Origin of the sequence: Rhodococcus sp. MEB032 (assembly GCF_030208925.1) — a bacterium.
GTDB classification, from domain to species: Bacteria; Actinomycetota; Actinomycetes; order Mycobacteriales; family Mycobacteriaceae; genus Rhodococcus_F; species Rhodococcus_F qingshengii.
In genome coordinates this window covers 64,604-90,654 of record NZ_JARVSY010000039.1, presented here as the reverse complement: position 1 = coordinate 90,654, position 26,051 = coordinate 64,604, and the positions used below count along the sequence as shown (strand labels likewise).

General features: G+C 59.9%; 27 protein-coding genes. 13 read left to right on the top strand and 14 right to left on the bottom strand.

The features are described from left to right. Positions 1–658 precede the first annotated feature (658 nt). The 3 genes from QRN54_RS29150 to QRN54_RS29140 all read right to left on the bottom strand — a co-directional run bounded on the left by QRN54_RS29150 (position 659) and on the right by QRN54_RS29140 (position 3,102). Complete coding sequence (locus QRN54_RS29150) at positions 659–1,615, bottom strand: SMI1/KNR4 family protein (RefSeq protein ID WP_285183631.1); 957 nt, start codon at positions 1,613–1,615, stop codon at positions 659–661. 57 nt (positions 1,616–1,672) lie between these two features. Beyond that, a complete protein-coding gene (locus QRN54_RS29145; protein ID WP_147343846.1) occupies positions 1,673–2,035 on the bottom strand; it encodes a hypothetical protein in 363 nt (120 codons plus the stop codon). A gap of 77 nt (positions 2,036–2,112) precedes the next feature. Continuing rightward, positions 2,113–3,102, bottom strand: a complete 990-nt coding sequence (locus QRN54_RS29140; RefSeq protein WP_054187045.1) for a DUF2332 domain-containing protein — start codon at positions 3,100–3,102, stop codon at positions 2,113–2,115. A 361-nt stretch (positions 3,103–3,463) separates the two neighbouring features. On the opposite strand from QRN54_RS29140, the gene QRN54_RS29135 reads away from it, so the two are divergent. The 3 genes from QRN54_RS29135 to QRN54_RS29125 all read left to right on the top strand — a co-directional run bounded on the left by QRN54_RS29135 (position 3,464) and on the right by QRN54_RS29125 (position 5,927). Beyond that, a complete protein-coding gene (locus tag QRN54_RS29135) occupies positions 3,464–3,829 on the top strand; it encodes a hypothetical protein (protein ID WP_054187046.1) in 366 nt (121 codons plus the stop codon). Continuing rightward, positions 3,826–4,746 (top strand): hypothetical protein, encoded by a 921-nt coding sequence (locus tag QRN54_RS29130; protein ID WP_054187047.1) that lies wholly within the window; start codon positions 3,826–3,828, stop codon positions 4,744–4,746. Before QRN54_RS29135 ends, QRN54_RS29130 begins: the two co-directional genes overlap by 4 nt. A gap of 269 nt (positions 4,747–5,015) precedes the next feature. Further along, positions 5,016–5,927: an Ntn hydrolase family protein gene (locus tag QRN54_RS29125; RefSeq protein ID WP_147343831.1), complete on the top strand. Its 912-nt coding sequence runs from the start codon at positions 5,016–5,018 to the stop codon at positions 5,925–5,927. Between the two features lie 89 nt (positions 5,928–6,016). Here QRN54_RS29125 and QRN54_RS29120 read toward each other — a convergent pair whose 3' ends face one another. The 3 genes from QRN54_RS29120 to QRN54_RS29110 form a co-directional block, all read right to left on the bottom strand. Further along, positions 6,017–6,316, bottom strand: a complete 300-nt coding sequence (locus QRN54_RS29120) for a hypothetical protein (RefSeq protein WP_054187049.1) — start codon at positions 6,314–6,316, stop codon at positions 6,017–6,019. A gap of 136 nt (positions 6,317–6,452) precedes the next feature. Then, a complete protein-coding gene (locus QRN54_RS29115; protein WP_147343830.1) occupies positions 6,453–6,749 on the bottom strand; it encodes a hypothetical protein in 297 nt (98 codons plus the stop codon). Positions 6,750–6,791: 42 nt separating this feature from the next. Then, the gene (locus QRN54_RS29110) at positions 6,792–6,938 is read right to left on the bottom strand and encodes an ANTAR domain-containing protein (RefSeq protein ID WP_269747016.1); all 147 of its coding nucleotides are present in this window, start codon (positions 6,936–6,938) and stop codon (positions 6,792–6,794) included. Between the two features lie 363 nt (positions 6,939–7,301). Between QRN54_RS29110 and QRN54_RS29105 the strand changes: the two genes are divergently transcribed. The 6 genes from QRN54_RS29105 to QRN54_RS29080 all read left to right on the top strand — a co-directional run bounded on the left by QRN54_RS29105 (position 7,302) and on the right by QRN54_RS29080 (position 14,637). Further along, positions 7,302–9,026: an SIR2 family protein gene (locus tag QRN54_RS29105; RefSeq protein ID WP_181992008.1), complete on the top strand. Its 1,725-nt coding sequence runs from the start codon at positions 7,302–7,304 to the stop codon at positions 9,024–9,026. Further along, positions 9,026–9,598, top strand: coding sequence for a hypothetical protein (locus QRN54_RS29100; RefSeq protein ID WP_054187052.1), 573 nt, complete (start codon positions 9,026–9,028; stop codon positions 9,596–9,598). Before QRN54_RS29105 ends, QRN54_RS29100 begins: the two co-directional genes overlap by 1 nt. Beyond that, on the top strand, positions 9,591–12,005 hold the full coding sequence (locus QRN54_RS29095) for an AAA family ATPase (RefSeq protein WP_181992007.1): 2,415 nt from the start codon (positions 9,591–9,593) through the stop codon (positions 12,003–12,005). Before QRN54_RS29100 ends, QRN54_RS29095 begins: the two co-directional genes overlap by 8 nt. A gap of 482 nt (positions 12,006–12,487) precedes the next feature. Further along, complete coding sequence (locus tag QRN54_RS29090; RefSeq protein WP_054187054.1) at positions 12,488–13,084, top strand: hypothetical protein; 597 nt, start codon at positions 12,488–12,490, stop codon at positions 13,082–13,084. Positions 13,085–13,279: 195 nt separating this feature from the next. Then, the gene (locus QRN54_RS29085; protein ID WP_054187055.1) at positions 13,280–13,756 is read left to right on the top strand and encodes a hypothetical protein; all 477 of its coding nucleotides are present in this window, start codon (positions 13,280–13,282) and stop codon (positions 13,754–13,756) included. Further along, positions 13,753–14,637, top strand: coding sequence for a zeta toxin family protein (locus QRN54_RS29080; RefSeq protein ID WP_054187056.1), 885 nt, complete (start codon positions 13,753–13,755; stop codon positions 14,635–14,637). Before QRN54_RS29085 ends, QRN54_RS29080 begins: the two co-directional genes overlap by 4 nt. Before the next feature lie 657 nt (positions 14,638–15,294). On the opposite strand, the gene QRN54_RS29075 is transcribed toward QRN54_RS29080, so the two are convergent. Together QRN54_RS29075 and QRN54_RS29070 are read right to left on the bottom strand one after the other, a co-directional pair. Then, a complete protein-coding gene (locus QRN54_RS29075) occupies positions 15,295–15,846 on the bottom strand; it encodes a hypothetical protein (RefSeq protein WP_147343829.1) in 552 nt (183 codons plus the stop codon). 269 nt (positions 15,847–16,115) lie between these two features. After that, the gene (locus tag QRN54_RS29070; RefSeq protein WP_054187059.1) at positions 16,116–16,943 is read right to left on the bottom strand and encodes a DUF4352 domain-containing protein; all 828 of its coding nucleotides are present in this window, start codon (positions 16,941–16,943) and stop codon (positions 16,116–16,118) included. 331 nt (positions 16,944–17,274) lie between these two features. On the opposite strand from QRN54_RS29070, the gene QRN54_RS29065 reads away from it, so the two are divergent. Next, positions 17,275–18,510 (top strand): hypothetical protein, encoded by a 1,236-nt coding sequence (locus tag QRN54_RS29065; protein WP_232318993.1) that lies wholly within the window; start codon positions 17,275–17,277, stop codon positions 18,508–18,510. An 81-nt stretch (positions 18,511–18,591) separates the two neighbouring features. After that, entirely contained in the window at positions 18,592–18,729 is a 138-nt protein-coding gene (locus tag QRN54_RS29060) for a hypothetical protein (RefSeq protein WP_442978424.1), read from the top strand. A gap of 83 nt (positions 18,730–18,812) precedes the next feature. On the opposite strand, the gene QRN54_RS29055 is transcribed toward QRN54_RS29060, so the two are convergent. From QRN54_RS29055 to QRN54_RS29045, 3 genes are all read right to left on the bottom strand, one after another. Further along, positions 18,813–19,172, bottom strand: a complete 360-nt coding sequence (locus QRN54_RS29055) for a histone-like nucleoid-structuring protein Lsr2 (RefSeq protein WP_054187060.1) — start codon at positions 19,170–19,172, stop codon at positions 18,813–18,815. Positions 19,173–19,226: 54 nt separating this feature from the next. Beyond that, a complete protein-coding gene (locus QRN54_RS29050; protein WP_157092613.1) occupies positions 19,227–19,382 on the bottom strand; it encodes a hypothetical protein in 156 nt (51 codons plus the stop codon). A 506-nt stretch (positions 19,383–19,888) separates the two neighbouring features. Beyond that, a complete protein-coding gene (locus tag QRN54_RS29045; RefSeq protein ID WP_054187061.1) occupies positions 19,889–21,052 on the bottom strand; it encodes a hypothetical protein in 1,164 nt (387 codons plus the stop codon). A 307-nt stretch (positions 21,053–21,359) separates the two neighbouring features. Between QRN54_RS29045 and QRN54_RS29040 the strand changes: the two genes are divergently transcribed. Continuing rightward, a complete protein-coding gene (locus QRN54_RS29040; RefSeq protein ID WP_147343781.1) occupies positions 21,360–22,460 on the top strand; it encodes a hypothetical protein in 1,101 nt (366 codons plus the stop codon). Next, positions 22,457–23,698, top strand: coding sequence for a hypothetical protein (locus QRN54_RS29035; protein ID WP_054187063.1), 1,242 nt, complete (start codon positions 22,457–22,459; stop codon positions 23,696–23,698). The genes QRN54_RS29040 and QRN54_RS29035 overlap by 4 nt, the downstream gene beginning before the upstream one ends. 401 nt (positions 23,699–24,099) lie before the next feature. Here QRN54_RS29035 and QRN54_RS29030 read toward each other — a convergent pair whose 3' ends face one another. The 3 genes from QRN54_RS29030 to QRN54_RS29020 all read right to left on the bottom strand — a co-directional run bounded on the left by QRN54_RS29030 (position 24,100) and on the right by QRN54_RS29020 (position 26,043). Then, complete coding sequence (locus QRN54_RS29030; protein ID WP_232318994.1) at positions 24,100–24,639, bottom strand: hypothetical protein; 540 nt, start codon at positions 24,637–24,639, stop codon at positions 24,100–24,102. 101 nt (positions 24,640–24,740) lie between these two features. Next, entirely contained in the window at positions 24,741–24,899 is a 159-nt protein-coding gene (locus QRN54_RS29025; RefSeq protein WP_181991971.1) for a hypothetical protein, read from the bottom strand. A 346-nt stretch (positions 24,900–25,245) separates the two neighbouring features. Then, a complete protein-coding gene (locus tag QRN54_RS29020; protein WP_054187064.1) occupies positions 25,246–26,043 on the bottom strand; it encodes an N-formylglutamate amidohydrolase in 798 nt (265 codons plus the stop codon). Positions 26,044–26,051 lie beyond the last annotated feature (8 nt).

The following is a 26,051-nucleotide window of genomic DNA, read 5'->3' as shown; positions in this document are numbered from 1 at the left end:
GGTCGAGTGCCGTTGCCGTCGATCGAGTCGCTTCGCTCCTCTGAATTCCGAATCTTGGTTCTCGCCAATCGAATCCATCGCAGCGTCTGAACCGGTACCCTACACCCGAACGAGGCTGGGAAGGGGGGAGGGGTCACGAAAAGCGCCCCGTCTCGGGTCCACTGCCTCGTCATCATCATGCTCCCAATCATACACCCCCACCCACCAAATCGCAAAACAACCCGAAACGACGAAACACCGAAATACTCACCACCGCAACAACATTCTACGTTGACGAAAACATCGCCGTGCACAACCCACGAAACCAACCCAACACCAACCGAATACCGAAATCCACTGACACACAACAACATTCAAAACACCCAAAAAACGAGCCTCATAACACCCCCGCACGACCCGGCACCACTCCCCCACACCACCCAACCCGAACACCCCGCCGGCACCCAAAAACGCCGGCGCCCCACACACCCCCAACAACCACCCCAGGGACATGCCATCACCGCAGGTCAAACACCAAACACCAAATCCACCCACACCAACCAAACACACCCCACACCGACATCCACCACCCAACACGATCCAAGGGACGTGTCATCACCCCAGGTCAAAAGCGCAAAACAAGCATCCAAACATGCGCCGAGGAATCACGGCACCGCCGTCAGTTGTCAACAACGAAGGTGAAGCCACCCGGCGGCAACTCGTGCACGAGGACCTCGTTGCCGACACCGGTAACAATCGTCAGGAAGAACTTGGGCTCACCATCGACCTGGACGACCGAATTCATCGTCACCCCACGTTGGCGTGGAACGCGCCGGAAAACCACTTCCCCGCCCTGCACATGCGCACCAGGATGAAGCGACCGTGCGGTGTCGAGGACAACCGCGCGAACGACATCGAGGTCGACAAGGTCGTCATCAGCAGTGATCAGTGAAGGCTGAAAGTCACTCAGGGGGAACGGAAGATGCAGCGGCGTCGAGTCCGACTGCGGCGGCAGCGGAGGTCGATCGGAAAAGTCGACATCCCACGCCAACACCCCCTCGGTCACCGACGGCACCAGATACGAATGCTCGTCCCCGGACTCGACACTTCGGCGAACCGAATCCACGTACTCGGCCAGGGAGCCGAACAGGGAACCGCCCTCGTTCGCTGCCTCCGCCGCGAAATAGCGGATGCATCCCTGCTGTTCGCCCTCACGGGTGTCGACATAGAGAAAATCTCCCGCCCCGTCCTCAGCGAACGGAATGTATCCAGGGACAAACATCTCAGCCGTGTCCCCTGCATGCTGCGCCCGAACCGTGGCAGGCCAATCCGGCCCCAAATCATCGATCGGATGCAAAATTTCACTACAAAGCTTGTGCGTGGCGACCACCTGTTCCAGCGACAGCAGCTCCACCCCCGGCAGAACTTCACCGACGAACTGATCATCTTCCGAACGGAAAGCCTGGCCATCGTGCAGAGCGAAGAACTCACGCAGCTCCTCCGGCCACGAAGCGGTCGCGCCTTCAGCAGCCTCACGATCCGCCAGAACCCGAGGCGCACGCACCGCCGCAGCCGTGACCGGTGCGCGGTCGCGAAGGACATCCATATATGCCTGCCATGCATCGGTCAGTGTCATGGTCCGAATCTATCGGCGTACAAGCACGACCGTCATCGACGCAACGAAAACCTGCCTCTATCCCCGATCAACCGGCATCGACCACTTGGATTCAGGCGGCGGTTGCCGCCGCCGAGAATAGAACGCCGCACCGATCAACACCCACCCGGCGATAGCGAACGCCGACGCCGCACCGTCGAACACCACCCGCCCCTCGCGCACGTCGACGGACGGCGCATACGTACACGTGGATCCGACAACCGGCAGCCACACCCTCGACGCACTCTCCAACGCCACAGCCGAATCGGCTGCGCACAACTCATACGAAGACCGCCCCACCCCAAAGAACGCGAAAGCACCGAACGCCCCCACCACCAACACCAACCCGACGCCGAGTAACACCCACCTGCGCCACCGCGTCCCTCCCCCACAATTCCTCACCCACGCACCATAAGCCGAGCAACCACGCAATACAGCCACCTGCTGTGCGGCGTGAATCTGGAAGGGCGCTGACCCAGTCAGAGCGACGCGAACCAGTCCAGCGATTGTCCATGCGCTCCGGCGTATGCAAGCGCTCCGGCGTATGCAAGCGCTCTGCCGTCGAGGGTGACGACGAACTGGCCGCGGGTTTCTGAGATCGGCTTGGGGAGTTGATCGACGACTGACGTGATCACCCCGCCGCCTTCGTTGGAGATCCAGTGGCACGGCAAACCGCGCACAGTGTCCTCGAATGACGTTCGCGCGTCGAGATCGAGGTAGTTGAGGACCGCGCTACCGAACACAACGATGGTCGTGTCCTGTGGAGCGTCGTGAACCAAGCCTGCGATGGTGTCGGTGAGATCCCCCGCGACCACGTGCGGCGGCTCTTGCCGCGCGATGGCAGCGGTAGCTCGGAGGCGATCCAGCCGGTTCGTCTGCCCCGCCCAGACAAGGCATCCAAGCCAGCGCATGTCGTCGGTGTCGTTGACGTCGAGCGGATTCAGATCGACTCCGGCCCGGTGGACCACTGTCGGAACGGCTGCGGGCAGGGGTGGGCGACCCGTCGTGACGCATGGCAGAAGAACCGGCGAAGGCCCTGATGCGGGGTCGATGGAGGCTTGCTCATCGCCGTAGCGGTAGCTGAACCGGTCCGGATACAGGCACAGCCCGGCTGAGGCCCCGACCTCGATCAGTGACAGCGGTCCCGGAAGCTGCGAGAGCACTGGGAGCAGCGCTGCGGCTCGACCGACCTCGTTCGTCTGGGTGCTGCGCGCCAGCGCCACCTCTCGGACCGCGGCCCAGTGTTCGACCATCCAATCCTTGAACAGCAGGAACAGTGATTCCTCCACGCCCAGGTATCGGGCCGCGCCAAGGACGAGGTTCGGCTGCCGCTTCTCGGGCGGCAACTGTTCGATCAGAGCGACCAGCTCCCGATCCTCGGCGATGCCCAGGCACCACCGTTCGTAACACGGCGAATTGCCGCGGGCCTCGTACTCGGCAAACAACCGATACCACCGCGAAGTATCCATAACTGATCCTTACCCGGACCCCAACCCAGGGCGGCGCAGCCGCCGCCAACGCCCAATATCTGGTGGGTAGCCGAAACCCCTAGGACACCCCGACACGGCACCACTCCCCACACCACCCGACCCGAACACCCCGCCAGCACCAAAACCCGCCGGCGCCCCACGCACCCCCAACAACCTCCCAGGACGAATCGCCGGGTGGCCATTGCACGCGTCGTCCGTCCCGCACCGAATCCATCTCCTCGAATGAACCCACCGCCCGGTTTAGGTTCAAAGTAGGATGGCATCGAACCCAAGTCCAAGGGACCGAGCCGAGAACGCGAATGGTCCGCTGGCACCGACATCGAGAAGCGGAGCACGCGCGATGAATAACGCAGTCATTCCCGACCCTGTACGCGAGGCAACCAAAGCGCTCTTCCGAGCGCTCGGCTCACCGGTAACCGATCAAATGTGGGCCGGTGACTACGGTGCACGCATCGGGTGCCACCCAATCTTCGTTCTCGCCGAACACTATCGAGGACACGACGGAGGAACCCGGGGGTACACCGACAACCCCTACCGCGGGGATCACATGTCGATACCCGGATACACCGAAGACGGCAACGTCTTCGTACTCGACGTCAGCTTCCACAAAGGTGACACACACATCGAACGTATCGACTTCCCCGATGGTCCTGCAGATATCCGCAACGCCTTACACGGGCTCCTCGTTTCGTGCGAGACGCGATGACGACGAAACCGCTACCTGCCGCCGTTCAGGCAGAAGTCGTCAACGCCTGTCGGGCCGCGTTCTACTACCGCGACGATTTCAAAGCATTGATGCTCACAGCAGGTGTAACGCGTGGAATGTACGGGCGGCACGATCACCCCGAGAATTCCAAGGCAGTGATGACCCGCCGGATTCTCGATGACCTGCACGATCTCGGATCCAACGGCTGGACCGTCCAACGCAAGATTGCACTCGAACTGTGCACATTGGATAGACCCGGCAACGGCGTCGAGGACACCAAGGCCGCACGCGATGCATTGGACCGGTTACGACGCGTCGCCAAAGCAGCGCACGTCATCGTCGACACCGAACAGGCAGCGATCGACGAACGCCGAACCCGTGAAGCTAAACGCCAACAGACGCTCGCGGAGGAACGAAAGAACATAGAGCTCCTCTCACACCGTTTCACGGAACTAGCTACGGACAGACCCCGCACTGCCGGCGAGAAGCAGGCCCGCGGCTACCAGCTCGAGACGCTCCTTGTTGACCTTTTCGCCGCCAATCACCTTGACTACGTTGGATCGCGGCGCCAACCACACGAACAAGTCGACGGCTCCTTCTTCTTCAGAGGATTCACCTACCTCGTCGAAGCGCGATGGCGCAACGACAAACCCACTATCGGCGACCTCGCCGACTTCAAATTCAAAGTCGACGGAAAACTGGAAAGCACACGCGGACTTTTCATCTCCATGGCCGGCTTCGACCCCCAAATCCTCGACCACTTCGCACACAACAGCGGCACTCGCAACAACATCATCTACATGACCGGCCACGACTTAGCCCTCATCTTCGGCGGCCAGGTAGGCCTGGAAGATGCTCTCCTCAAGAAAATCGAGGCCGCCGAAAGTCGAGGCGAATACCTCACCAACCTGCAGTGAAATACGCTCATCGAAGCGCGAGCACTAAGCACGTACGATAAGACTGTCACCGACGAAATTCACTCTCGCCCAGACATTTTCAAACGCAATCACCAGCAGAAACCGGCATCCGGCAAGTGGATCCCCTACTACGGCGCACCATTCGGTTGACCGGAAACGACCGCACAGCAACCACCGCCCTGAGCCAACTCATGAACTACACGGACAACAACCGCTCCGTAGAGGTGCCCACAAGATGAACGTATGACCTCTGTCCGTATCGTGAGTTCGTGACTTTTGTAATCGCCCAAATTACCGATGATGACGGTGCGCTCTCGCTTATGGCCGACACAAAGGTGACGGTTGCTCACGATGAGCGAGCAACACGCCAGATCTACACACGCCCGTGCCAGAAAATCGTGATCCTCGATGACAATCTGGTGGCGGGATTCGCTGGAGACACCCCCGATACAGCATTACGCCACTTGGTCGGATTGCGCGGCAAGACAATCGACGAAGTCATCGAGAATTTGGTCGACCACACCGCTCGGCTCAGCGCGATCCGTGGAGTCTCGAAGTCGTTCGTGATCGCCAAACGAGCACCTGCCCCGCAACTGTGGACCGTTTCCAATGGCGATGCTGAGGATCGCACCGCAATCCGAACCGCATGGGTGGGCGACCGAGATGCTCACCGGGCGTACACCGGTTTCTCCTTGCAGTTGCCACAGGAGATGAGCAGACAGGATCGATTCGTGCGATCAGTAATGACCGTCATTCTTTTCGACGACATCCCTACCGTCGGCGGGTATTCGGTACGTGTAACTGGTAGCGCCTCACAGCCTTTCCGCTTCAAGGGTGATATCGGATCCACCGGACCATGGTTCACGGAAGCCCTCGTCACCCAGAGCAACGGAACAATTTCGCTCCAGTTCGTCCTACCGCCTGGCGCTGATCCCACGGAAAACACACGCATCCCCATCCCAGGCGAGGGCACCACATTCAGCGCTCTGGCTCACTATGTGCCGGAGTGCGATACCGCCTGGCTTCATACTCACGAAGACCCGTCATCCGAACCGATTGTGCTTCGCGTTCACACCATCAACGAATTGCTGCACATCGCCGCGACCAAATACCAACAGTATTTGCAGATGCCGACACATGATTCGACGAGAGCGCTACTCGGGCTCCTCCCCACAACATAGATTCCCGATATCGATCTCTACCCCGTACCGAGCTGGCATGCGGTTGCGACCTGGTCGTGAGTCAACTCCAGCACGACCTCGGGAGACCATCACCCCAGTTCAGAGTGCGCAACTACGCCTTGATCCAGGATGCCCTCCGAGAGAGCTTCGGAATGCGGCAGACGTTCGCCGGTGTGAGGGATGCGTACCAACCACGAGCCGCTCGCGTCGGGCTCGTCCCACAACCCGCGCGGAGAGTTGGTGGCCACGACGTAGCGGCTGTACTCGAGATCGACACGAATCGCGTAGTAGCCGTCCATGTTGACGACGGTCGCAGGCCGTTGAGACGCCGCCGCCAACGCAACCAACGCGTCGTCGTACATTTCCGAGAACTTCTTCGTCAAAGGCATTGTCGTCCCACCCGTTCGAGGCCGCCATGCAGCAGGCACAGCGGAAAATCAGTCCGTTGGCCACAGCCATAACGAAGAACTGACACCCACCTCAACCCCGCGATTCGCACACCGCGGGAAGCATCCCACTCCGCGATCACCTGCCGTCAGGCCAGAAGCCCGTAGAGGACCGAACTCTGTCAAGCTGCAGACCGATCTCGCGGCGAAGCTCCTCATCGCTGACAGCGGGGTCCCCGAAGGCGATCGCATCCACTCGAGTGCCGTCGATGACCACCTCGCCCACGACACCGACAACCGAACCGTCGCCGCGACAAGCGATGTCCCGCACCGCCTGGATCACCTGCTCGATCACCGACGCGCGATCAAACCCTGCACCGCCGCGATAGCGATGGACACCGGTATCACCGTCCCGCACCGACACGAACCAGTCCACCTGCATCTTCCTCACATCCTCCCCTGCACCCCTCAGCTACTTCTACCCCGTGGTGAGCGTGTCCACCACCCCGGCCGCGAGCACTGTCACTCGAATATTGCGCTGCTCAGCCTGCTCGACGAGCACCCCGAACGCACGATTCCCACTGACACCATGCCGCACCATCAGCATTCCCTCGGCCTGCTCAATTCTCGCGTGCCCTCATCGCAGCCTGCAGACCCGTGCCCCCTGTCTTGCTCGCGACTGTCGGTCGTTTCTCGCCAGGGTCCTCAAGGGACGAAGAACTCGATTCGCGACCGTACCTAAACGCCGGCCCGTGGCGGTCCCAGCGCTATCGATAGTTTGCACAGTGCCCGAAGTATCAAGGATCTTCATCATTAATCAGAACGCAAAGTCGAGAGCAGGCATTCCACCGAGCACTGCGGCGCCCACAACAGGATGACGCCCATGGCAGGATGACTGGAACACTGTGCGTACGTACCGTCCGCCGGTTGCGGAATTGTTCTGAATATGGATGGGGCGCACAGGATGACGATAAAACCTGCACGGACAGTGCCGGTTGTTCTTGAACGGTTCGGCTCAGATTTTTCAGAGTTCACCGACGCTTTCGCTGAAGGCCAATACGTTCTGTGGCTCGGTTCGGGCATCTCTCGCGACAGGGTGCCGAATGTTTATGAGCTCCTTGAGCGTATTTTGGAGCATCTCCGTACGAACATTGACGATCCCGACTCGGATTGCGCGTACCGCGCCGCGCTGAACGAGGTGTTACGACTGGTTGGCCTGACCCATGACGAACTGGAGAGCATCGACTACGCAATTGCGGTCAAAGACTGGCCACTGCGGGAGCGCATCGTTTCGGCACTGGTAACCAAGTACTCCCAAGTCCTCGACGTCGAGGTGGGCGATGACCAACCTGAGGACTACCTGGTGTGGACGGGTCTTGACGTCCCGTCGACGTATGGGTCACCGGATCTCGAGCCCGATGTCGAGCACTACTGCATTGCGGTTCTTATGCTTGAAGGACTGGTCGAATCGGCGGTCACGGCGAACTGGGACGGTCTACTTGAGAAGGCGCTGGAGGAATTGACGCCGGCGTTCGGTTCGTTAGTGCGGGTCGCTGTGAAGCCCGATGATTTCCGCAGTGCAGGCCGTCGTTTGCAGGTCGTCAAATTTCACGGCTGTGCGGTGCGTGCTCGAGAACACGAGGGCGAGTTCAGGGGTTCGCTTATCGCTCGTGAATCACAGATTTCGGGATGGACTGAGCAGCCACAGAATAGGTCGATGCGCAAGCATCTCGAGATGCTGTACACTGACCGATTGACGTTGATGCTTGGACTGTCCGCCCAGGACGCAAACCTCCACACAGTGTTCGCGAGCGCCATACAAGATTTGGCTCGGCCGTGGCCAGCATCGGCGCCTGCAGTTGTTCTCAGCGAAGAGCATCTTGAGGCTTATCACCGGAACCTTCTCAGAACCACCTATGGTTCGAATTATCAAGGGAACGCCAGCGCTATCGCACGGTCAGCGCTTCTGGGTGCGTACGGAAAACCAACTTTGCTGGCGCTGGTCCTGTCGTCTCTCACCGAGAAATTCAGTTTCCTGATTGAGCATGTGGTAACGGGAGTGCTGGGTTCGGATGCTGCGAAGCAGTTGCAGTCAAACCTTCTCGACCTCCGTGACTCCGCAGCCGGCCGCGCGGATCCCGACAACTTAGGAACGCGTAACCACTCGGAGATCGTGGAGTTTCAGCGGGAATTCCTCGCGCGGCTTATCGACGTAACGAACCTGACGCTCAATGTTTTTCGTACAGGCCGTATGCCTACTGCAGGTGTACGCCGCTACGAACCCATTTCGGACCGTCCAATCGCGCAGGCAGTGCACAGCGCGAATTTTCCTTCGGAACAGTTCGGGCGACTCGGCGTCGCGCTGGCGCTGATCGGGCGCGGACTTTCCGCGGGTCACTGGTCGTTGGTCCCGGGCGATAGCAAAACACCCGATGGTGGTGTGGTCAGCCTGGTCACCCGAGGGCGAGATGCGCAGGTGTTCTTCGTCAAAGACTCCGCGACGTTAGCGAAGCTTGATTTCGATGAAAACGACGGGAACATCCTGGTCGTCGTGGCTGACGAGGAGCCACCTCCCTTGACCCGATCGCCGAAACCCCGATTGGGTCGTGTGGGCAGGACCAGTGCCGGGCGGTTCAACGTCGCGTCGGGCATCGCTGATACGGACTCCGCGGATGGCCTGTTCGAGGCGTTCAAACTTGAGGGAGGGCTTTGATGACGAGTGTTCAAGACGTGCTCAGCGTCCTGGAGCAAGCCGGTTTCGAACGTCTACCGAAGCCGCTGACAGTCGTGGGCGCCGAATTCGACTTCGAGGCCGCAGTCAGTGGGACGCGTACTTCCCATGATCTAGTTTTGGTTGCGACCGACCGAGTTCCCCGTAAACGTCTGCGACGTCTTGTTGCGGGTCTGGCTCGTTCCCTCGATCTGGCTGCCTCGCGACGACCTGTGAGTCTCGTACTTATCGGCGAGACCACATCCGCTGATCGGATGGAGTTGGAACGCTACGCCCGCGTCCTACCCATTGCGTCCGCCACAGCCGATATCGCCGAAATCGAAGACGCTGTAGCTGTCCTCCTGCCGCTCACACTGCCGAACGCAGAGCTGGTCCACGGCCATGACCCGATCAACGAAGTAATGAATGCGCTCGGCCCCGCGAATACGACATCGGACCACATCGCGCTCATCACTGCCGCCGCCGACGGAACTGATGCAGTCCGGGAGGCCCTGCGCCGGTATGTGAATGACGGAGCAGAGTGGACTGACCAGATGGAGAATGTCGATGAGTAAGCTCCCTATCCGTCGCTTGACGGTCTCCGACTTTCGTCGCATCGAAGGCACGCGCGAACTGCCGTTCGATGCCCCCGTCGTCCTCATCCACGGCCCGAACGGCACAGGCAAGACCAGCGTTCTATCCGCACTCGAGCTCGCCCTGACCGGCCGCATCCAGAGCATGGAACGACAATCGGACCGATACAGGGCGCACCTTCCGTTCTTCGGGCAGCCATACGCAACTGTTCGAGCCATCGTCGCGGAAACCCTGCAGACGGGAATGCCCGGGGCCCCGCTGACAGTCAGCGGGGCACGATTGGAGGGCACGCCGGCGTTCAACGACGCCGCCGCGAACTTCTACGCCGAACGCTGCTACCTGGACCAGACGTCCCTCGGTCGCCTTCTCGACCTGTACCAAGCACGCGAGGGCACCGAAGAGACAGCCCTCGAGAAGTTTGTGAACGAACTCCTCGGCCTGGAGAAACTGGACTCACTCCGCAGCGGGCTCAGCGACGCACACGACCTCAGACTCCTCAAGAAGCTGGCCGTCGGAGCCGACGAAGCTGACCGCGAAGCGAAAGCCACAGCTGTCCAGCTCAAAAAAGAGAGCGCACTGCGCACCGAGATCCGGACCGAAGTCGCCAGCGCGCGGGCCGCTGCCATCGCCGCCATCACTGAACTCCACCCTGACACGACTGACGCCATGACTGACAGAGAACTTCTTCAGTTCATCGAGTCAGCGCTCGACGGTGACACCACCGCCGCCGAGTCTGCCGCTGCTGCAACACTTCACCAGGAACTCATCGCTCTGGGCGGTCGGGTCTCAGCACTAACAGAACGCCCAACCACCCAACGAATCCAAGAGATCCGTACCGCGCTGGCGACTGCGATCGCCAAGCACGAAGCGTGGGTCGACACCGAGGGTGCAAAAGTCCGTGAGTGGGAGACGGCAGCCCACACTGCAGGGGCCGACCTACGCATCGAGCCTCGCTATGCCATCGAACAAGCCATGAGCCTGACAACCCAGGAATTGGACAACGCCTCCAACATCCACGCGCAGGCAGAATCGCTCAGCATGCAAATCGAAGCCGGCGACGCGGAGCTAGACCTGATTCAAACCAGACTCGCAGCCGCACACGAGCATTCGAGCGCTCTCGTCGAGAGCCTCTCTGCACTCCGCACCATCATCGGAACCAGCGACCGATGCCCGGTCTGTGACCGTGACTTCACCGAAACCGGAAACCACAGTCTCCGTGCACACATCGACACGAAACTCTCTGAACTCACCACCCATGGACAACAACTCGTCGACCTTCGAAACGTGCGCGATCAACTAGCGGCACGGATCGCACGGCAAGAAGTCGAGTACTTACAACTGACAGCCAGGCTCCTACCTGACGACCAGCAACAGACCCTCATACAACGTCACGCAACACTCGTCGACCTCGCAGCCCAAGTCGCCGGGGTAGAGGCCGCCAAAATCAACGAAGCAGATCTTACGCAACACGTACGTGAGCTTCAGCAAGCACTTGATAACTTCGAGGCGGCTTCTTCAGAAGAGCGCCACCTCAGTCGAGAGCTCGCCAAATACGCAGCTCGTCTGCAAATTGACGTGCCCCCGGCATTCGATTCTTTCCAGACGATATCGACTGAACTTCTCGAACAAGCCGAAGCCCAAGCCGCCCGACTAACTCACAAGGCCACCCAGTACCGGAGAGCAAGCAACGAAGCATCTCGCCTGACAGCCTCTTTGGAACGCGAATCTGTCGTCGTTCATGGCCTCGCCGATACCGCCGAACGCAAGAAGCAATGGGACGACCGCGTCACCGAGACCAAGCGCCGCCAAAAGGTAGCAAAGGAAGTACACGAAGCCGCCACACAGGCACGCACCACAATCGTCCACCGCGTTTTCACCGAATCCCTGAACGAAGTCTGGAAGGCCGTCTTCACCAGACTCGCCCCAAACGAAGGATTCATCCCAAGCTTCGGAATCCCCAACGCCACCAAGAAAACCTTCGACATCAAACTGGAAACCACCCACCGCACAGGAGAAGCCAGCGGACCACCTCAAATGATGCTGTCCGCGGGAAACCTCAACACCGCAGCACTGTCCCTGTTCCTCGCGCTCCACCTCGCCGTCGAACCCATCGTCCCCTGCCTTGTCTTCGACGACCCCGTACAAGCCATGGACGAAGTACACATCGCACAATTCGCTGCGCTCATCCGTCTCCTCTCTAAACAGAACAACCGGCAAGTCATCATCGCCGTCCACGAACGTGAACTCTTCGAATATTTAGCACTCGAGCTCAGCCCCGCATACGAAGGCGACGAGCTCATCACCATCGAACTCGGCGAACGCGCAACCGAACAAGACCAAGGCATAACCCGCCACCACTGGACTCCCGACCCCGCCCTAGCCAACTAGTCCGAAACATCCTCCTGCGGCACCGAAGACTGCGTAGACTCGGGTTCGAGGCTGGCCGAGAATTATCAACGCCGGTTCAAAAGGACCATCGGATCATGCTGTTGTCGTACGCCAATGGACGAACCGCCGCGATGATTTAGCGTGCCCTTCGCCTAAATCTGGGGTATGAATCTCGGAATAGTCCAACTCGCGATCACATGCTTACGGCATAGAATCACAGCGGGTGGATGATTGGAACACCGCACGCGATCGCCATATAACACCGCCGTTGATATCTCGAACTCTTGATTAGAGATTCCAAACCTTCGATCATCTGATCCTGATAGATTCAGCCCATGACTACACCGCCCCCGCGAAGGCGGATCCAACCAACGGTACGTGGGCTTCGTCAGCCTTCGCTTCACCTTGGCCGCCGAGTGGCGGGCCGGTCGACGTCTAACATTTCCCCAGCTCCACCCACGCATCCGACGGATCTCCGCACGATGAAATCAATTGCATGGATTGCTGCGGGAGGAGCAGTGCTTGGCGGCGTACTCGGCATCGGCGCCAGCTACGTGGCAGCTTCAATACAAGTCACCTCAGCAGAAGAGCAGTCCCTTGAGCAGTACCGTCGAGAACAGCGCAAGGAAGTTTACGCCGAAATCCTTACCGGACTCTCCAACTTGGAGAATTTTGAACAAAGCCTAGTCATATCGGTAATATTCAGTCGCGATTCACCTAATCCACCCGTAACATTAGACGTCGAACCGTGGGACGATGGATTTAAAGCGCTCGATGATTCTATCGCAAAAGCTAAAATCATCAGCTCACAGGAAGTAACTTCTATTTCCGAGGCACTCAAACAGGTGCACCGCACTGTTTATAACGATATATCCCAAGTCAATTACACAACTCCGGACTCTGATTTATCCCAGCAATCGGAGGCAGCGGAGGCATTTGCTCGAATTATCTCCAACTTACAAGCACTCGGGGGGCAGGTGGCCGACCGCCCATCCTCGACAGATATCGGTGCGCGAGCTGCGACGCTGAAAGAGGAGTTCATTCGCGCAGCAAAGGAAGATCTCGGACTTAACGACTAATCTTCCAGTAACTCGCTGGACGACGGGGTTATTCAACCAAGCTACCGAGCGACGGCACCTCCCAAGTCGATACCTCCCGCCCGGATTCAGCCCATGTGTCGCCTCACAGCCAGCCGAGGCTGACATCGACGAATCACCCAAGGACCGCGTACAGTCAAGGTAGAATTTCATTTTGAAATCGTTGGAGGTGCGGACATGACTACGGTCGAACAGGTACGCGCGGAGAGAAACCTCGCCCAGATGGCAGCACGTCGTCGCATCGACGAACGCGAACTCGAGCGGGCAATCCTCAACGCGCTCGGAATACATGGGCTGACTCAACGCCGCATCAGCGAAATCGTCGGAGGCGCCTCCCACACGACCATCCACCGACTCGTGCACCGACTCCTTGAGAACCCCGATCAGGTACAACGGATCACCCCGGCGGAAGTAATCGACCGCCGAACCGCTGGGATGATCACCGACGACGAGATGATGGACCAGCTCATGAACTGGTCCTACTCCTTCGGTTACATCCCCAAAATGGACGGCATCGCCACCGATGCGTACATCTCGGGCGACTGGGACGACGTCGAGCATGCCTTCTACCGAGATTTGCTGTCCGACGACGAGTTCACACACCTGATGGAACGGCAAAAAAGTCACCTCAAGCGAGCATCTCGCACCAGGTGACCGCACACAGTTCACTGCGCGATGAGGTCGCCGCGCAGCTAGCGGCACTGTCCGCGCCCGGTCAGCCTTTAAACACAGCGGCAGAGACGTCGACCTGGATCCGCTACGCGGGCGATCCGCTCAGGGCCTCGATGCGCAAGACCATTATCCGTCGCTACCTCGATCGGGAGAGCCCGCAGTGCGAGGGTCGCTCCGCGATCCTCACCGCGGGTCCTCCGGGGGCAGGCAAGACCAACATGCTCCGATCCCAGGTCCCAGACCTGGCCAGTTACCGAATCCTCGACGCCGACATCGTCAAGGACTACCTGATCGAAGCGGCCGTCGGCGACGGAATCTACGACGACCTCCTCGCCTACGAACTCCCCGACCGCCACACCATCGCGCCACGAGAATTGGCTGCGCTCGTCCACGATGAGTCGACGAATCTGATCAACGAGATCCGCAAGCATTGTGTCGAGCAGCGCGAGAACATCATCGTGGAAGGCACGCTGAAGTGGCCCGACCAAGGCCCTGACGTTTTTAGCCAACTCGCAGACGCGTATTACTCATCAGTGGAAGTGCTCGGTATCGAGGTCGACCCGGACACCGCCCATCGCCAGGCGCTGTCGCGGTGGTGGTCGGGCCGTACCCGATGGGTTGCCGGCACCGACACGCTCGGCGGTCGGTTCACTCCCCCGGATGCGATCGACGGCTGCTACCCCACCCCACACACAGCCGACGCACTATCGCATTGCGGAGACCATGCTCTGCAGCTGATCGACCTGGCGCAATCCGGTGTGATCCCCTCAGTCAAAATCACGATCTTCCGCCCGTCCGCCGCCGGATCGCTCGAACCGACGGTCGAAAAGGCTTACCTGCAGCAGCCGGGTCCCCCGAGTTGACGGATGCAGCGGCGTGCCTGACCCCTACGGGCGACCGAAGGATCGGCGAACTCGATCCCACCGACGACGGTGCGTTTTGCCGCACTTGCTCGGTGAGTGGATCCGCACCGTCCTTTCCTCGTATGCACGTAACCCCGTGTCCTCCGCTCGAAGGGAACCCCACCAGGCGCAGCCGTGGGCGTAACCGTGACCAATCCCGTGGCTTACTACGCGGCAGCACCTTCCGGCGTCAAAATCACCTGCGAGCGACACATAGGTAACCGGGTGGCCATTCGAAGAGAGTAAGCACGGCTGGATCATTCACCAGTGGCCACGCTCATCTCCAGAGCAGCAGGACTGGACCAGGAACCGAGATCTACCGTGCGGTCACCGAAGTGAAAATCCACAAACAACGACAATGATCGCGTTGTCCACACCCGCCATAGCTGCGCCAATCCCCCTCTCGCGGTGGGCGGCAGAGCCATGAAGGACGAGAGCGGTTCGCTGTAACGATCCCTGCAGACGCCATATCGGTGGATGCCTGCACACACACTGTAAGACTGTCCGTCAATCTCGAAATCCCAAGGTCCAGATGTTGCGAGAACAAGGACCATTCGGGCAGTGAGAGCATCGGCTTACAAATGGATCGTGAGCCTTTACCGCCGACTGAAGAGCGATTCAGCCGACGACGACCTCCCAGGTCTTCAACTCTGCTGCTGCGGAGGGCTTCCCGTTCCAGAGATGCAACTGATAATCAGGATCTTTGGTCTTCACTTCGTTCTTCACGTCTTTGCCAGCAACCTGGTAGCTCGCAACGTACACGGCAAACAGTTCCTCACCCAGCGGCGACGCTTTGAGGGCCTTCGCGTAGGCGGTCGCAATCGGCCTGAGGTCGTCCGGCGTCTTCACCGAGGGATCGCAGATGTCGATTGCTGCAGCCTGCATCCCTGGATGGCCACTGTCCTTGCTCAACCGACCCGTAGTCACCGTCGCGCCGCCGGGGAGGGGTACTGCGCTCACGGCAGCCGCGAAGGCGGGGTCCGCGATCGGCAAGGCGTTAGGGCGCGCGGCGGCAGCACTTGCCGCTGGAGCGGCGGTCGATTTCGTTGCCCGCACACTGGAGGACGTGGACGTCGCTGACGTTGATGTCTTCGACGAAGTAGCCGAGTTCCCACAGGCTACGAGTAGCACTGCAGTAGGCACCAGAAGTGCCGCAAAGATTCGTTTCATCAGAGAATCAAACCAGACGGACTGGTCGCATTCACGGGGATACCCGACTTTCGCATCCGCCGCGATCACACGACAGGTCAGAGTCGTCTACGACACCTTGAATGCGGTCAGGGATGTGTTCCTGTAGATCACAGCCATGAGGCCGAGTATCCGACAATCGGGGATACAGGGACCACGATGTACGCCCATCCCCGCAACTATGTCAGATGTGCGTCCACTCTCGCTGTTAGCCGAGAACGGGCTCGCCATCGGGATTTTCATGTGCGCGACTAACCAGCGTTCGCGACGTTGATCAAGGTCAAATTGTTGTAGGTCTGGGTCTCCATGTCAGCGAACCCAAACTGTGCAGGCACAGCCGCGGTGGGGATTTCATAGACATAGACCATGTGACTGTCGAACCCGGGCTGTAGTCCGTCGTTGCATTCAGGGTTACCCTGAATCTTGTACAGGTCGTCAATCGGGTCGTATTGCCGCTTATCCGCAGTGATGAGCTTGTTCTGAATCGGGAACGAACATGTCAGGTCCATCGAGACCTTCCCATCGTTGAGAACCGTCGTATCAACGATCACAAACTTCCCACCAGACCTTGGGGCCTGCTCCGCATACTCGCCGCGCGTGATGGACCTTTCGGGCTGCGCCGTAATCGACTGCGATTCGACCACACTGTTGATCGTGACAATCGCGCCGCCACTGGTCACCGGCTGTCCGATCGTCGGTAGTGCTGGTGTTGCCGATTTAGGCTTCGCCGAGGTCGTGGGAGCACCACTAGCATCGGGACTGGTCGAAGAGACGTACGAAACTTCGCTGGAGACAAGCGACTTCCCGTCTACTTTCGCAATGCAGCTCACGTCGTAAGCAACTGCCGCTCCGGAATCGAGCGAACCCGTCAACTTTCCCCTAATAGAAAAGCTCCCGTCATTACCCGCGACGGTGACAACGTCGGCGACGGCGATATCCCCAATCGGGCCAGCCTTATCCTTGATCCCTGATAAACACACCGATTCAGCCTTGGCTTCATCGTGCGTGTCATCCGCACTTCCGCATGCCGAAATCAGGAACGCGCTAACCCCAAGCAAAGCCAGAATTGTCTTCTTCATGGAGCAATTGATACCAGACCTTGCGGTCGGAACCCGCTCGGGGTCATGCTGAGCGGGCAGGAATAGGGACGGTCTCACAGGACGCTGAGCATATACCCGTTACCTTCCTGGCCGGGCCGAATACGGGGGCTGCGGTCGCCAGGCTGGTGCACACGAATAGCACCTGCGCGATCGGCGCGCCCGTCATTCGAAAAGATCCCTAGCGCCGGCATCCTGTCTCTCACCCGATTCTCGACGCGGCAGCAACCTAATAGCAGTGCCGGAGAGCCTTGCCGGGTCGTCTATGATTCCCCGGGCTTCGGTGACCGGCACCGCAGCGGTGGTGAGGTTCATGGCAACGACGAAGCAGAAACTCGGTTGGGGACTAGGCGCTGTGTTGGTGCTGGCGATGTTCGGCAGTTGCATCAACGACGACGGTCCATCGACCAACTCGATCGCAGCGCCCACGACCTCCACTCAAACCTCGCCCACAACAACCTTTGCGGTACCGATCCCGGTACGAAAGCGAGTCGAGTGGGAAGGCACGGTCCTCGACTACGACGCAGCCGGATCCGGCGCAGGCCTCTATATCGACGTCGACGGAGAACGAACTCGCGTCGACATCAGCCACGTCGGCGCAGTGATCTGCGGCGGCTACACCGCCTCCGACTCGAATCGCGCGGTGGTGCGGCAGCGGTTGACCGAACTTGCACCGATCGGCACCGCCGTACGGGTCGTGCGTTCCATGCCCCTCACACCTGGCGGATACGTGTACATCGCAGGACCAGCCGACACCACCATCACCGCAACTGCGACTGATCCGACCACCACGGCCGGGTCAACGACGGCGTCGACAACGGAGTCGGCCGACACCACAACGTCTACAACAGAAAAGACGTCAGGATCGGCCACCACAACCGGCGTCCCATCGACTGCGAACACCTCCACCGGTACCGAAATCCTGCTCAACGAAGTACTTCTCGCCGAAGGTCTGGGCACCCTGGATATGCCGGGCATCAACCTGTCCGTCCTGTCCACGACATCACTCGATCAACAGCTCGCGGCAGCCCGCCAATCCAACAACGCAGCCCCGAATTCGCTACGGTGGCCGGCACTGTTCACCGCGTACCAGAACGCATGGGACAACCGCATCGGATTGCAGGCGCAATGCCGAGCCGACGACGATACCGCGATCATCAAGGCCGAACAGAAAGCCGAGCTCGATCGGCTACGAGCCGGTCCCGACGGGGTCCTTTACACCAGCGACGACGATCGCACCACATACAAATTCGACGACAACGGAAACATCTACGCCGACACCCCACCTACAGCAGCAGTGGTGGCGGAGGGGGCGGCGGGGGTGGCGGCGGGTTCTGCCGTAGCCGCTGGTGCTGACAACACCGATCCACTAGACAAAATCTCGAAACCCCTTGCGCACGAACAGGAAATTCAGGTGAGTAGATGGCCTAGAAGGTTGACTGGACACTCACGCAAACACCTCCTCGAAGCAGCGTCCCCGGATAGGACATCCCATCCCCAGGCGCTTACGGATTCTCTGCCCATGTCCGATTCCGGCGTTGAACCCTGAAACATTGTGGTCGGTTCACGGGTTACCGTGATCCCGACTTCCGGATCACGGGCCGGTGATACTGAGCTTCGGGGCGGGGTCGTGAGCAAGGACTATCCCGAGACAGTCATCGACAACTCCGATCTGGTGCGAGATTGGGCGCCGGTGCTGCGGCGGGCGATCGCCCTCGACGACGGCCGTCTGGTTTTCGCCGCCGAGGACGGTCTCAAGCTCGCCTAAATCTTTCCGCCTCATCGAAGAATCACAGGATGCAGGTGCGGTGCGGGCCGAGTATCAGTGAGAAAAGATGCTGCTCACCAGCGTCAGTGTGCGGCGTCGAATGCATCGATGACGTCGGCTTTGATGCGCCCACGTGGAGAAACATCGAAGCCGTTCTTACCGGCCCACTCCCGGATCGCGTGCAGTTGCTCCGCTGACCGACCAGACCCTGATGCCTTGCGTGCGGTCGAGGTTGTAGTACGCGCTTTGCCTGCCGCGGAGACTTTCTCTGCAGACTTGATATACGGGGCGAACGCCGCTTCGATCTTGTCGGCATTTGTAGGGCGTAGATCGATCCGATAATCGGTGCCCTGATAGGAGAAAGTGACCTGATGGTCCAATCCGGTGTCGATGGGTTTTCCGTCGAGATCGTCGATGAGTTGGCGAATCAATATTTCGGCCACAGAGGTCCTTCGTTGATTTGCTGAATGGGTATGGCGTTCATGTTATCTGCAGTATCAGGCAGTCGGGCCGACACTACCGACCACGGTCATGCCGTGCGATTGGACGTGTGTCCTTCGAGCCTCGGCCGCGGCGATCACGTCGGAGGCAGCGCTGGGACCAACTCCCCCGAGCACTCGCTCGATACTTCCCTGGGTCGGGTCTAGGTCCACGCGCAATAGGGTTGGGGCGCAAGTCATTCGAAATGGCATCCGCGTCTGAATTCTTTCGCTGGTACGCGAGCATGCCGCCTTGCCGTGGAAGTTTGGGGGCAATTCCATCGGACGCGGCGTAAGAAAAGCCGATGTGCGCGAAGGGTGGCACTCCTATCCAATCGATCGCCAGACCAGTTCTGTCCAGTCCGAATCGGACGGCATCACATATGCAGGCCACTGGGCGAGCGCAACGAAATCAAGGTCCTACACATGTAGGAACTTCTTCCGGTTTCACTCACCGCGCAAGACTGCTTGTCAGACCCCGTTCTCGCCTTACAGGACGTCGGCCATGAAAGATCAGGTATTGGCCGTTCGTCAACAAGCAGAGGACGCCAGCGCAGAGAGTGTGATGCCCCCAAGACAACGAACGCCGAAGCCTCGCAACCACCTACCGTGCCGAACATGACCGAGAGAAACGCCGAAGATAGTCGCTGCTTGCGAACCGCACCCCGGTTTTCCAGTCGTCAGGGCTCGAACGGCAATAGAAGTTCGGATTCGAGTTCCAACCTCCAGTACGGATCATCGGTGCGCGTTCCGAATTCCGCGCCTTGAGGGCTGCTTTCCAGGATCTGCGCGTCTTCGCCGCCCACCGCAGAAATCACCGCAGACGATTGATTCTCACGCGGATCGAACACAACTTGGACTTGCACCAGATCGGAGACCCGGATCTGTCGTTGCGCAGGTTCACCGGCGTTGTACGCCTCGGCGAATGCTCGGGCCTTTCCTTGGTCATCCACGAGAGTGGCAGAGAATCGCCCATCGGTCACTACCGTGCTGCCCGATGCGGACTGTCCGTAGTGCTTCTCATCGCCAAATCCGAAGTATTCGATTCGAGAGAGTGTTATCACCAGTCGGGCTCCGTCTGGTAGCGAAGCAGAACCGGACACGTTCACCGTCCGACCCTCCGCAGCGACGGCGGCAGTCAACAGGACAGGTGACGCGCCGGCAGCCGCTGAAGGTTTTCCGGCAGCAGGCGTCGTCGGGTCGTCTCGGACAAGGGGGCAGAAGTCGGTACGGGCATAGTCATTAAGCCGCTGAGCATCCGATAATTCTGCGCCACTGAACAAGTCTTCATTGAGCGAGTTTTCCCACGACGTTTCGCCACCACCGATATCTCGGCAGAACAGCACGATCGCGTAAGCGAAATCCTCGCGCTGTTCCTGATTCATCGGAACCGACGTGCTGATTCCGTACCCGACTTCGTCACCGACGATCCCGAGATCTGTCACCATCCCTGGTGTCACGCCGGCGCGCTCGAGTGCCGCGCGCACAGTACCGTCACTTTCCGCGGAAGTTGTTGGGGAAAAAGAATTTTCGCTATTGGTGCCGGCTGGAGCAGTCGAACCCTCCTGACTGTGTCGATCTTCGACTCGGGTCGTCGACCACGCGTTGAGGAGGTACGCCGCAGCTACGACCGCGGCGGCCAGCCACAGGAGCCCTCGCCAGTTGACCTTTCCCTCGGACGCGGGGGACGAGGCGTGCTGCGCAACGTAGGCAGGATTCCTGTCCCACCCCCGCCTCTGCTCATTCCACAACCATTCCCGTTGTGGTCGCTGTCCGCCGGGACTCTGCTCCGCGCTCATGAATTCCGTTCCGTCTCCAACGCCCACTGATTCCTTGAGGGCCATGTTATTTCTTTACGACACAGTGTTCCTATTCGGCGAATGATGCCATTGTCGACTTACTGCAGCTGCGCGAAGGCTGATATTGGTTTTAGAGCGTTCGGGTCGAAATCCGGTAAAAACGGCGTTCGCCCAGTGAGCCTGCTGATGACATGTCCATCGGCATGCGCCCACACTGTACGGTCTCCATTTACCTAAGCTCAGCCCGGCGCAAACATGAAAGTTTGATTGGAGTGTCGGCATCTTTCGGTAATGTCTTCCCCCTTTCGGTAATGTCTTCCCCGTTGTCTCCATTCGCGCAGAGGAAAAACTCTTGACCGATGTCTCCGCAGATCAGATTGCTCGCGAACTTCGATTGACCCCAGAGCACATGCTCACGTTGCGGGCCCTGCAAGCGCGGATGCTGCGCCGCGATTGGGAAGACGAACGCAAACCCAGCGCCCGCAGCACAAAGCAGGATCGACTGCAGCGTTTCGTCGCCGCCGCAATCAACGAGGTGCTCACCTCCGGCGCGCTACCACCAGCACTGGCAGAGGAATTGACTACCGTCACACACAAGCATTTTCTCGACCAACTCCACGGGCTCACCTCACTGGCACCCACGCTCGCGCAGAAAGTACACCCTCGATCCGCGTCGGTGGTGATCCTCGCCGAACTCATCACCTTCAGCCCCTGGACCGACGCAACGACATGGGGACCCGGAGTACGAAAGACCGAACTCCGCACTGCTGCTGACGATCTCACCGCTCTACGCAAAACTGATCTCGACGCGATGACAAACGAGTTCGAAAGTTTGATGAAAGCGTTGCGCCGCAAGTCGATCAAGTGGGGCAGGGTCGCCGCAGTCTCCGTCATCGGAGTCGGTGCCGGCGCTCTCACTGCAGGGTGGGCGGCTGCACCGATCGGTGCAGCCATCGGCGGCACGATGGGACTGACCGGCGCGGCTGCGGTCTCCGCAGGGTTGGCGATGCTCGGCGGCGGATCCCTCGCGGCCGGCGGATTCGGCGTCGCAGGCGGGACACTTCTGCTGACCGGTGTCGGCGGTCTCGCCGGCGCCGGTGTCGCTGCCGCCGGTGTGCGATACAGCCCGTTGGGTTCGCAAGCGATCGCAGGTGAAGCCGTCAAACTCGACCTGGTCGCTCGCATGGTCCTCGCCGATGCACCGGACCGGGACGAGAAGATGCGGCGCGTCGTCGAAAGCCTTCAAGAGCGACTCAACGACGTCACCGACCGCATCGGGCTGCTAGTCGAGACGATCAACACTCTCAAGCAGGAAAAAGCAGCCACCTCCGCGGAAAACACCGAACTACGCGCTCGGGTGAGGGACCTCGAAGCCGAACTGATCGAGACCAAACAGGCGCAGACGACCCTGGAGTTGGTTCGTGAGCGTCTACCCGAGAAGATCATCGCGTGAGCGAGGATATCGAGCGCAATCTCGACACGCAATCACGTCGACTCGGCGACATCGAAAACCTCATCCGGGCAACTCTCGACGATCAGGAATCGGCGGTATCGCTCGAACATGGTCCCCGATATCAAACCTATGACGAACTCACGACATTCAACGACGACCTTCGCGGACGACGCGATTGGACCGACGTCGATCTCGACGCGGCACTGACCGAGGAGCAACGTCAGGCATTCGAGTTGTGGCAGCAGAAGCATCGTCTCACCTGGTCCACCTCCGACCTCGTGGCTGTCGGGGCTGTCGGTGTCGTCGGGATGATGTGCACCTGGTTCGACGCCTCGATCGACGGCTCCATCCGAGATCGACTCACACTCCTCAAGTCCTCCGGCATCGTCAGTGGGTGGGAGAAAGCCGGCAAACGACTCCCGATCGATTACATGGGGCCCGGTTTCGGGGGACGCGCACATCGCGTCAAAAGCGCCGGCCATGATCTCGCGCGGCCGATCGCGGCGATCAAGCAGATCATGGCAGGTGAATTCAGCGGCACCGCATGGCATACCGGCGTCGCCACCCAGGTCGTCGTTGGAGACAAGTTCCAGGACATCGATTCCACGTCCGAGGCGGCTCTGCGGTTAGCTCAGCATCTCCTCGCGGACGTGATCACCCCGATGAGTCTTCCGATTCCCGGTATGTCCTTCCTCTACGAGAGCGACAGTAAAGCACTGCGCGATTTCGCACTCCACGCCTACAACGGTCTCAGTGCAGGCAACGGTTGGAACGTACGAAACGGTATCGCGTTACCCGGAATGACCGTCCTGGTCACAGAAGTCTTGATGCGCACCTACGTGCACCTCGACCTCTACAAGCAGACCGGCACCGCCCGGTTGGATCTTCCGCACAAGCGCCGACGAAACGAATTACTCCTGGCGGCGCACAGCCTCGTATCAGCTATTTCGCTGGGAAAGGTCGCAGCCCAAATCACCGCCCACTACTACTCGGGAAACTATGTCCGCGCCGTGCATCCCTCGCACATCCGGCACGCGAACATTCCCGCGCTTCTGCGCACAGGCGCACTCGCCTGCACTGTCGTCCACGACGCCTACCGAGCCTCCAAAATCCCCTCCGCCCGTTCGTGGGACGAACTGGTCACTGATACCGCCCAGCCATGGCAGCTGGACCTCGTGGATGGCATCGAAAGGCTTGGTCGTTCGGAAGTCCTTACCGCGCTGGCGTCCCTCGACTAACCTCACCAACCGAACTGCACGGACTCCGAGATCAGAAAGCGTCCGAGAACTCATTCGGTTAGAGCGAGGCGTCGTGTCATAAGCGCGATCATGGCGAGGTGGATCATGGCTTCGTGGTCGTCGGGTCTAGTTTCGTAACCACGCACGCAGCGGCGGTTTTTGCTGATTCACGCGAAACTCCTCTCGACCACCCAGACGTGGGGCCGGACGTGAAACCCGGTGCTGCCGGGGATCCATTTGATGGCCTTAATCCGAAAAGCGAAAACCTGTTTCGCCCACCCGACCAACCGTCCTGGGTAGCCGCCGTCGCCCAAACCAGTGCGATCGTGGAGAATGCGCCGCGCAGGACCGCCAGCACCGGTGTGCGGCGTCGCGGTCCTGGATGGAGGCAGCGGTGACGATCACCGCGAGCGACAGACCGTTGACGTGCGTATTCGGGCACGGACTGCATTGATACCGTCGCCGTACGAATCCACATAGAGTCCCGAACCCGGCACGTAACGTGAGTCCAAGGCGGCGGGATCGTGGGCCATGAACACAACATCGGGACGTCCCCCGTTATACCGGCTGTAGACGGCGTAATTCCAGTCGTCGGGGGCGTAATCATCGTTCCACTTCAGGCGGGCCACAGGGACGAATCCAGCCTCGGAATAGATCCTCGGTAGTGCCGTATCGAAACAGTCCAGTCGTCGTCCGCCTTGCTGGATGGCAACGGCGAGCATGGATTTAGCGGCGCCTGGATATTTGCTGTCCCGATGGGAGAAAGCAGAGACGATTTCGTCGTCGTTGAGTGCGATGCCGGAACGGCCGTCGTCGGTCACGAACAGCCGCATATTCTCGTATTCGCCTGTGTTGTAGACGTGTACGGATGAGGCGAAGCGGTTGCCGACTTTGAGCTGTTCCATCTGCTGCCGATAGAGATCGGCATCGGAGGACGTCAACTCGTACAGTTCCGGAGTGCTGTCTCCTCTGCGTCGAAGCTGACTGGCCCGAACGGCATCGAGCGTGTGAACCTGCGTGGGAACAACCTCGCGGTCACCGATCAGAAGCCGTGGGCTTCGGCTTCCTCGATCGCCAGATCGTCCCATTCCTGTTCGATCGTCGCCCGTGCGTTGTCCGACAGTTCCGGTGTCCATCCCCTGCGACGCCAGAACGCTTCGCGTTGTTCCTGTGTCAGGGGCGGTGTCTCGTTCTCGGTCATGGCTATTGTCCTTCGGGTCGTGTTGGGTGAATCCTGAGACTGCTCTGATCTGCTGTTGACGTGTCGCTTTGCCTGTTTCGAGGCGATGCTGCAGCTTTTCTCGTTTACCTGGATCGTCCTCTGTGCCGAGCTGAGTGCACAACTCGGTTTGTCCACCGGGGGTCGCGTCGTATTCGGCGGATCTGGCGGCGAGGTTTGTTGTCGCAGTGTCCAATCGTTGCCGGTTTCGGGTGTCTGCGGGGTTCGCGTCGAACAACGTCTGGGCGGCATCGAACCTGCTGCGGGCTCTGTCGAGTCGTGCACGCACGTGCGGGGTGCAGCGGGGGCCGGGGTACTTCTGGCACATCTATCGGCTCCCCCGATCCGCCGCGTCGACGAGGCGGCCGAGCATGGCTCCGAGGTTCTCGGCGGCGATGTCGACGAGTTCGCTTCTTTCGGTGAGGTATTGGTCGCGGCGCAGTTCGATCATCACCGAGCACACGTGGGGATCGGTGTTGTAGCGGTCGAGGGGCACGTACGTACCGGAAAATGGGGTATCCATGCCGATGTCCTCGAGCGAGGAGAACGCGGCGTAGGCGGCCTCTACAAGCCAAGGCGGCGTGTGGTTCGGGTCGGTGCCGATACATAGCGCGGGGCGCAGTCCGTCAGGGTGCAGCTCGTACGCCGACGGCAATGTCGGGTAGGAATGGACGTCGATGATCACTGCTCGCCCAGTGGCTGCGATGCGGTCCGTCACCAGGTCGGACATCGCGGCGGCGTACGGATGGAAGTAGTTATCGAGCAGTGCATCTCGTGAGGCGTTGTCGACGTTGCGCAGGACCTCTCCGTTGCAGGTTTGGGTGTAGACCGCGCCGCGGCCGACGGCGTTGAGTTCTTCGCGCTCGTCGGGGAATCGTTCGGGATCGATCACCAGCCGCGAGAGGTCGTTACGCAGTGTCCACGGTCGGGGTGTCACTGATTGCGCGGCGTGCTGTGCGATCTCGTCGGTGTGCGCGTCGGTGATCTCGTCGAGTTCGGCGGCGAGTTGATCGTCGGTGACCGTCAGTGACGAGCGGATCTCGGGTGGAATGACGCGCGAGGCGTGTGGGACGTGCAAGATGACGGGCGAGGATGTATCGCCCGCGATCAGTGTTCTCGTGTTCACGAAATGTC

What these genes read in the sequence shown, in the direction of transcription:
- QRN54_RS29045 (WP_054187061.1), bottom strand. Translation starts at nt 21,052, where the DNA reads ATGGCCCTCAAGGAATCAGTGGGCGTTGGAGACGGAACGGAATTCATG.
- QRN54_RS29100 (WP_054187052.1), top strand. Translation starts at nt 9,026, where the DNA reads ATGACGAGTGTTCAAGACGTGCTCAGCGTCCTGGAGCAAGCCGGTTTC.
- QRN54_RS29135 (WP_054187046.1), top strand. Translation starts at nt 3,464, where the DNA reads ATGAATAACGCAGTCATTCCCGACCCTGTACGCGAGGCAACCAAAGCG.
- QRN54_RS29130 (WP_054187047.1), top strand. Translation starts at nt 3,826, where the DNA reads ATGACGACGAAACCGCTACCTGCCGCCGTTCAGGCAGAAGTCGTCAAC.
- QRN54_RS29065 (WP_232318993.1), top strand. Translation starts at nt 17,275, where the DNA reads ATGGCAACGACGAAGCAGAAACTCGGTTGGGGACTAGGCGCTGTGTTG.
- QRN54_RS29090 (WP_054187054.1), top strand. Translation starts at nt 12,488, where the DNA reads ATGAAATCAATTGCATGGATTGCTGCGGGAGGAGCAGTGCTTGGCGGC.
- QRN54_RS29120 (WP_054187049.1), bottom strand. Translation starts at nt 6,316, where the DNA reads ATGCCTTTGACGAAGAAGTTCTCGGAAATGTACGACGACGCGTTGGTT.
- QRN54_RS29085 (WP_054187055.1), top strand. Translation starts at nt 13,280, where the DNA reads ATGACTACGGTCGAACAGGTACGCGCGGAGAGAAACCTCGCCCAGATG.
- QRN54_RS29070 (WP_054187059.1), bottom strand. Translation starts at nt 16,943, where the DNA reads ATGAAGAAGACAATTCTGGCTTTGCTTGGGGTTAGCGCGTTCCTGATT.
- QRN54_RS29095 (WP_181992007.1), top strand. Translation starts at nt 9,591, where the DNA reads ATGAGTAAGCTCCCTATCCGTCGCTTGACGGTCTCCGACTTTCGTCGC.
- QRN54_RS29025 (WP_181991971.1), bottom strand. Translation starts at nt 24,899, where the DNA reads ATGACCGAGAACGAGACACCGCCCCTGACACAGGAACAACGCGAAGCG.
- QRN54_RS29150 (WP_285183631.1), bottom strand. Translation starts at nt 1,615, where the DNA reads ATGACACTGACCGATGCATGGCAGGCATATATGGATGTCCTTCGCGAC.
- QRN54_RS29140 (WP_054187045.1), bottom strand. Translation starts at nt 3,102, where the DNA reads ATGGATACTTCGCGGTGGTATCGGTTGTTTGCCGAGTACGAGGCCCGC.
- QRN54_RS29075 (WP_147343829.1), bottom strand. Translation starts at nt 15,846, where the DNA reads ATGAAACGAATCTTTGCGGCACTTCTGGTGCCTACTGCAGTGCTACTC.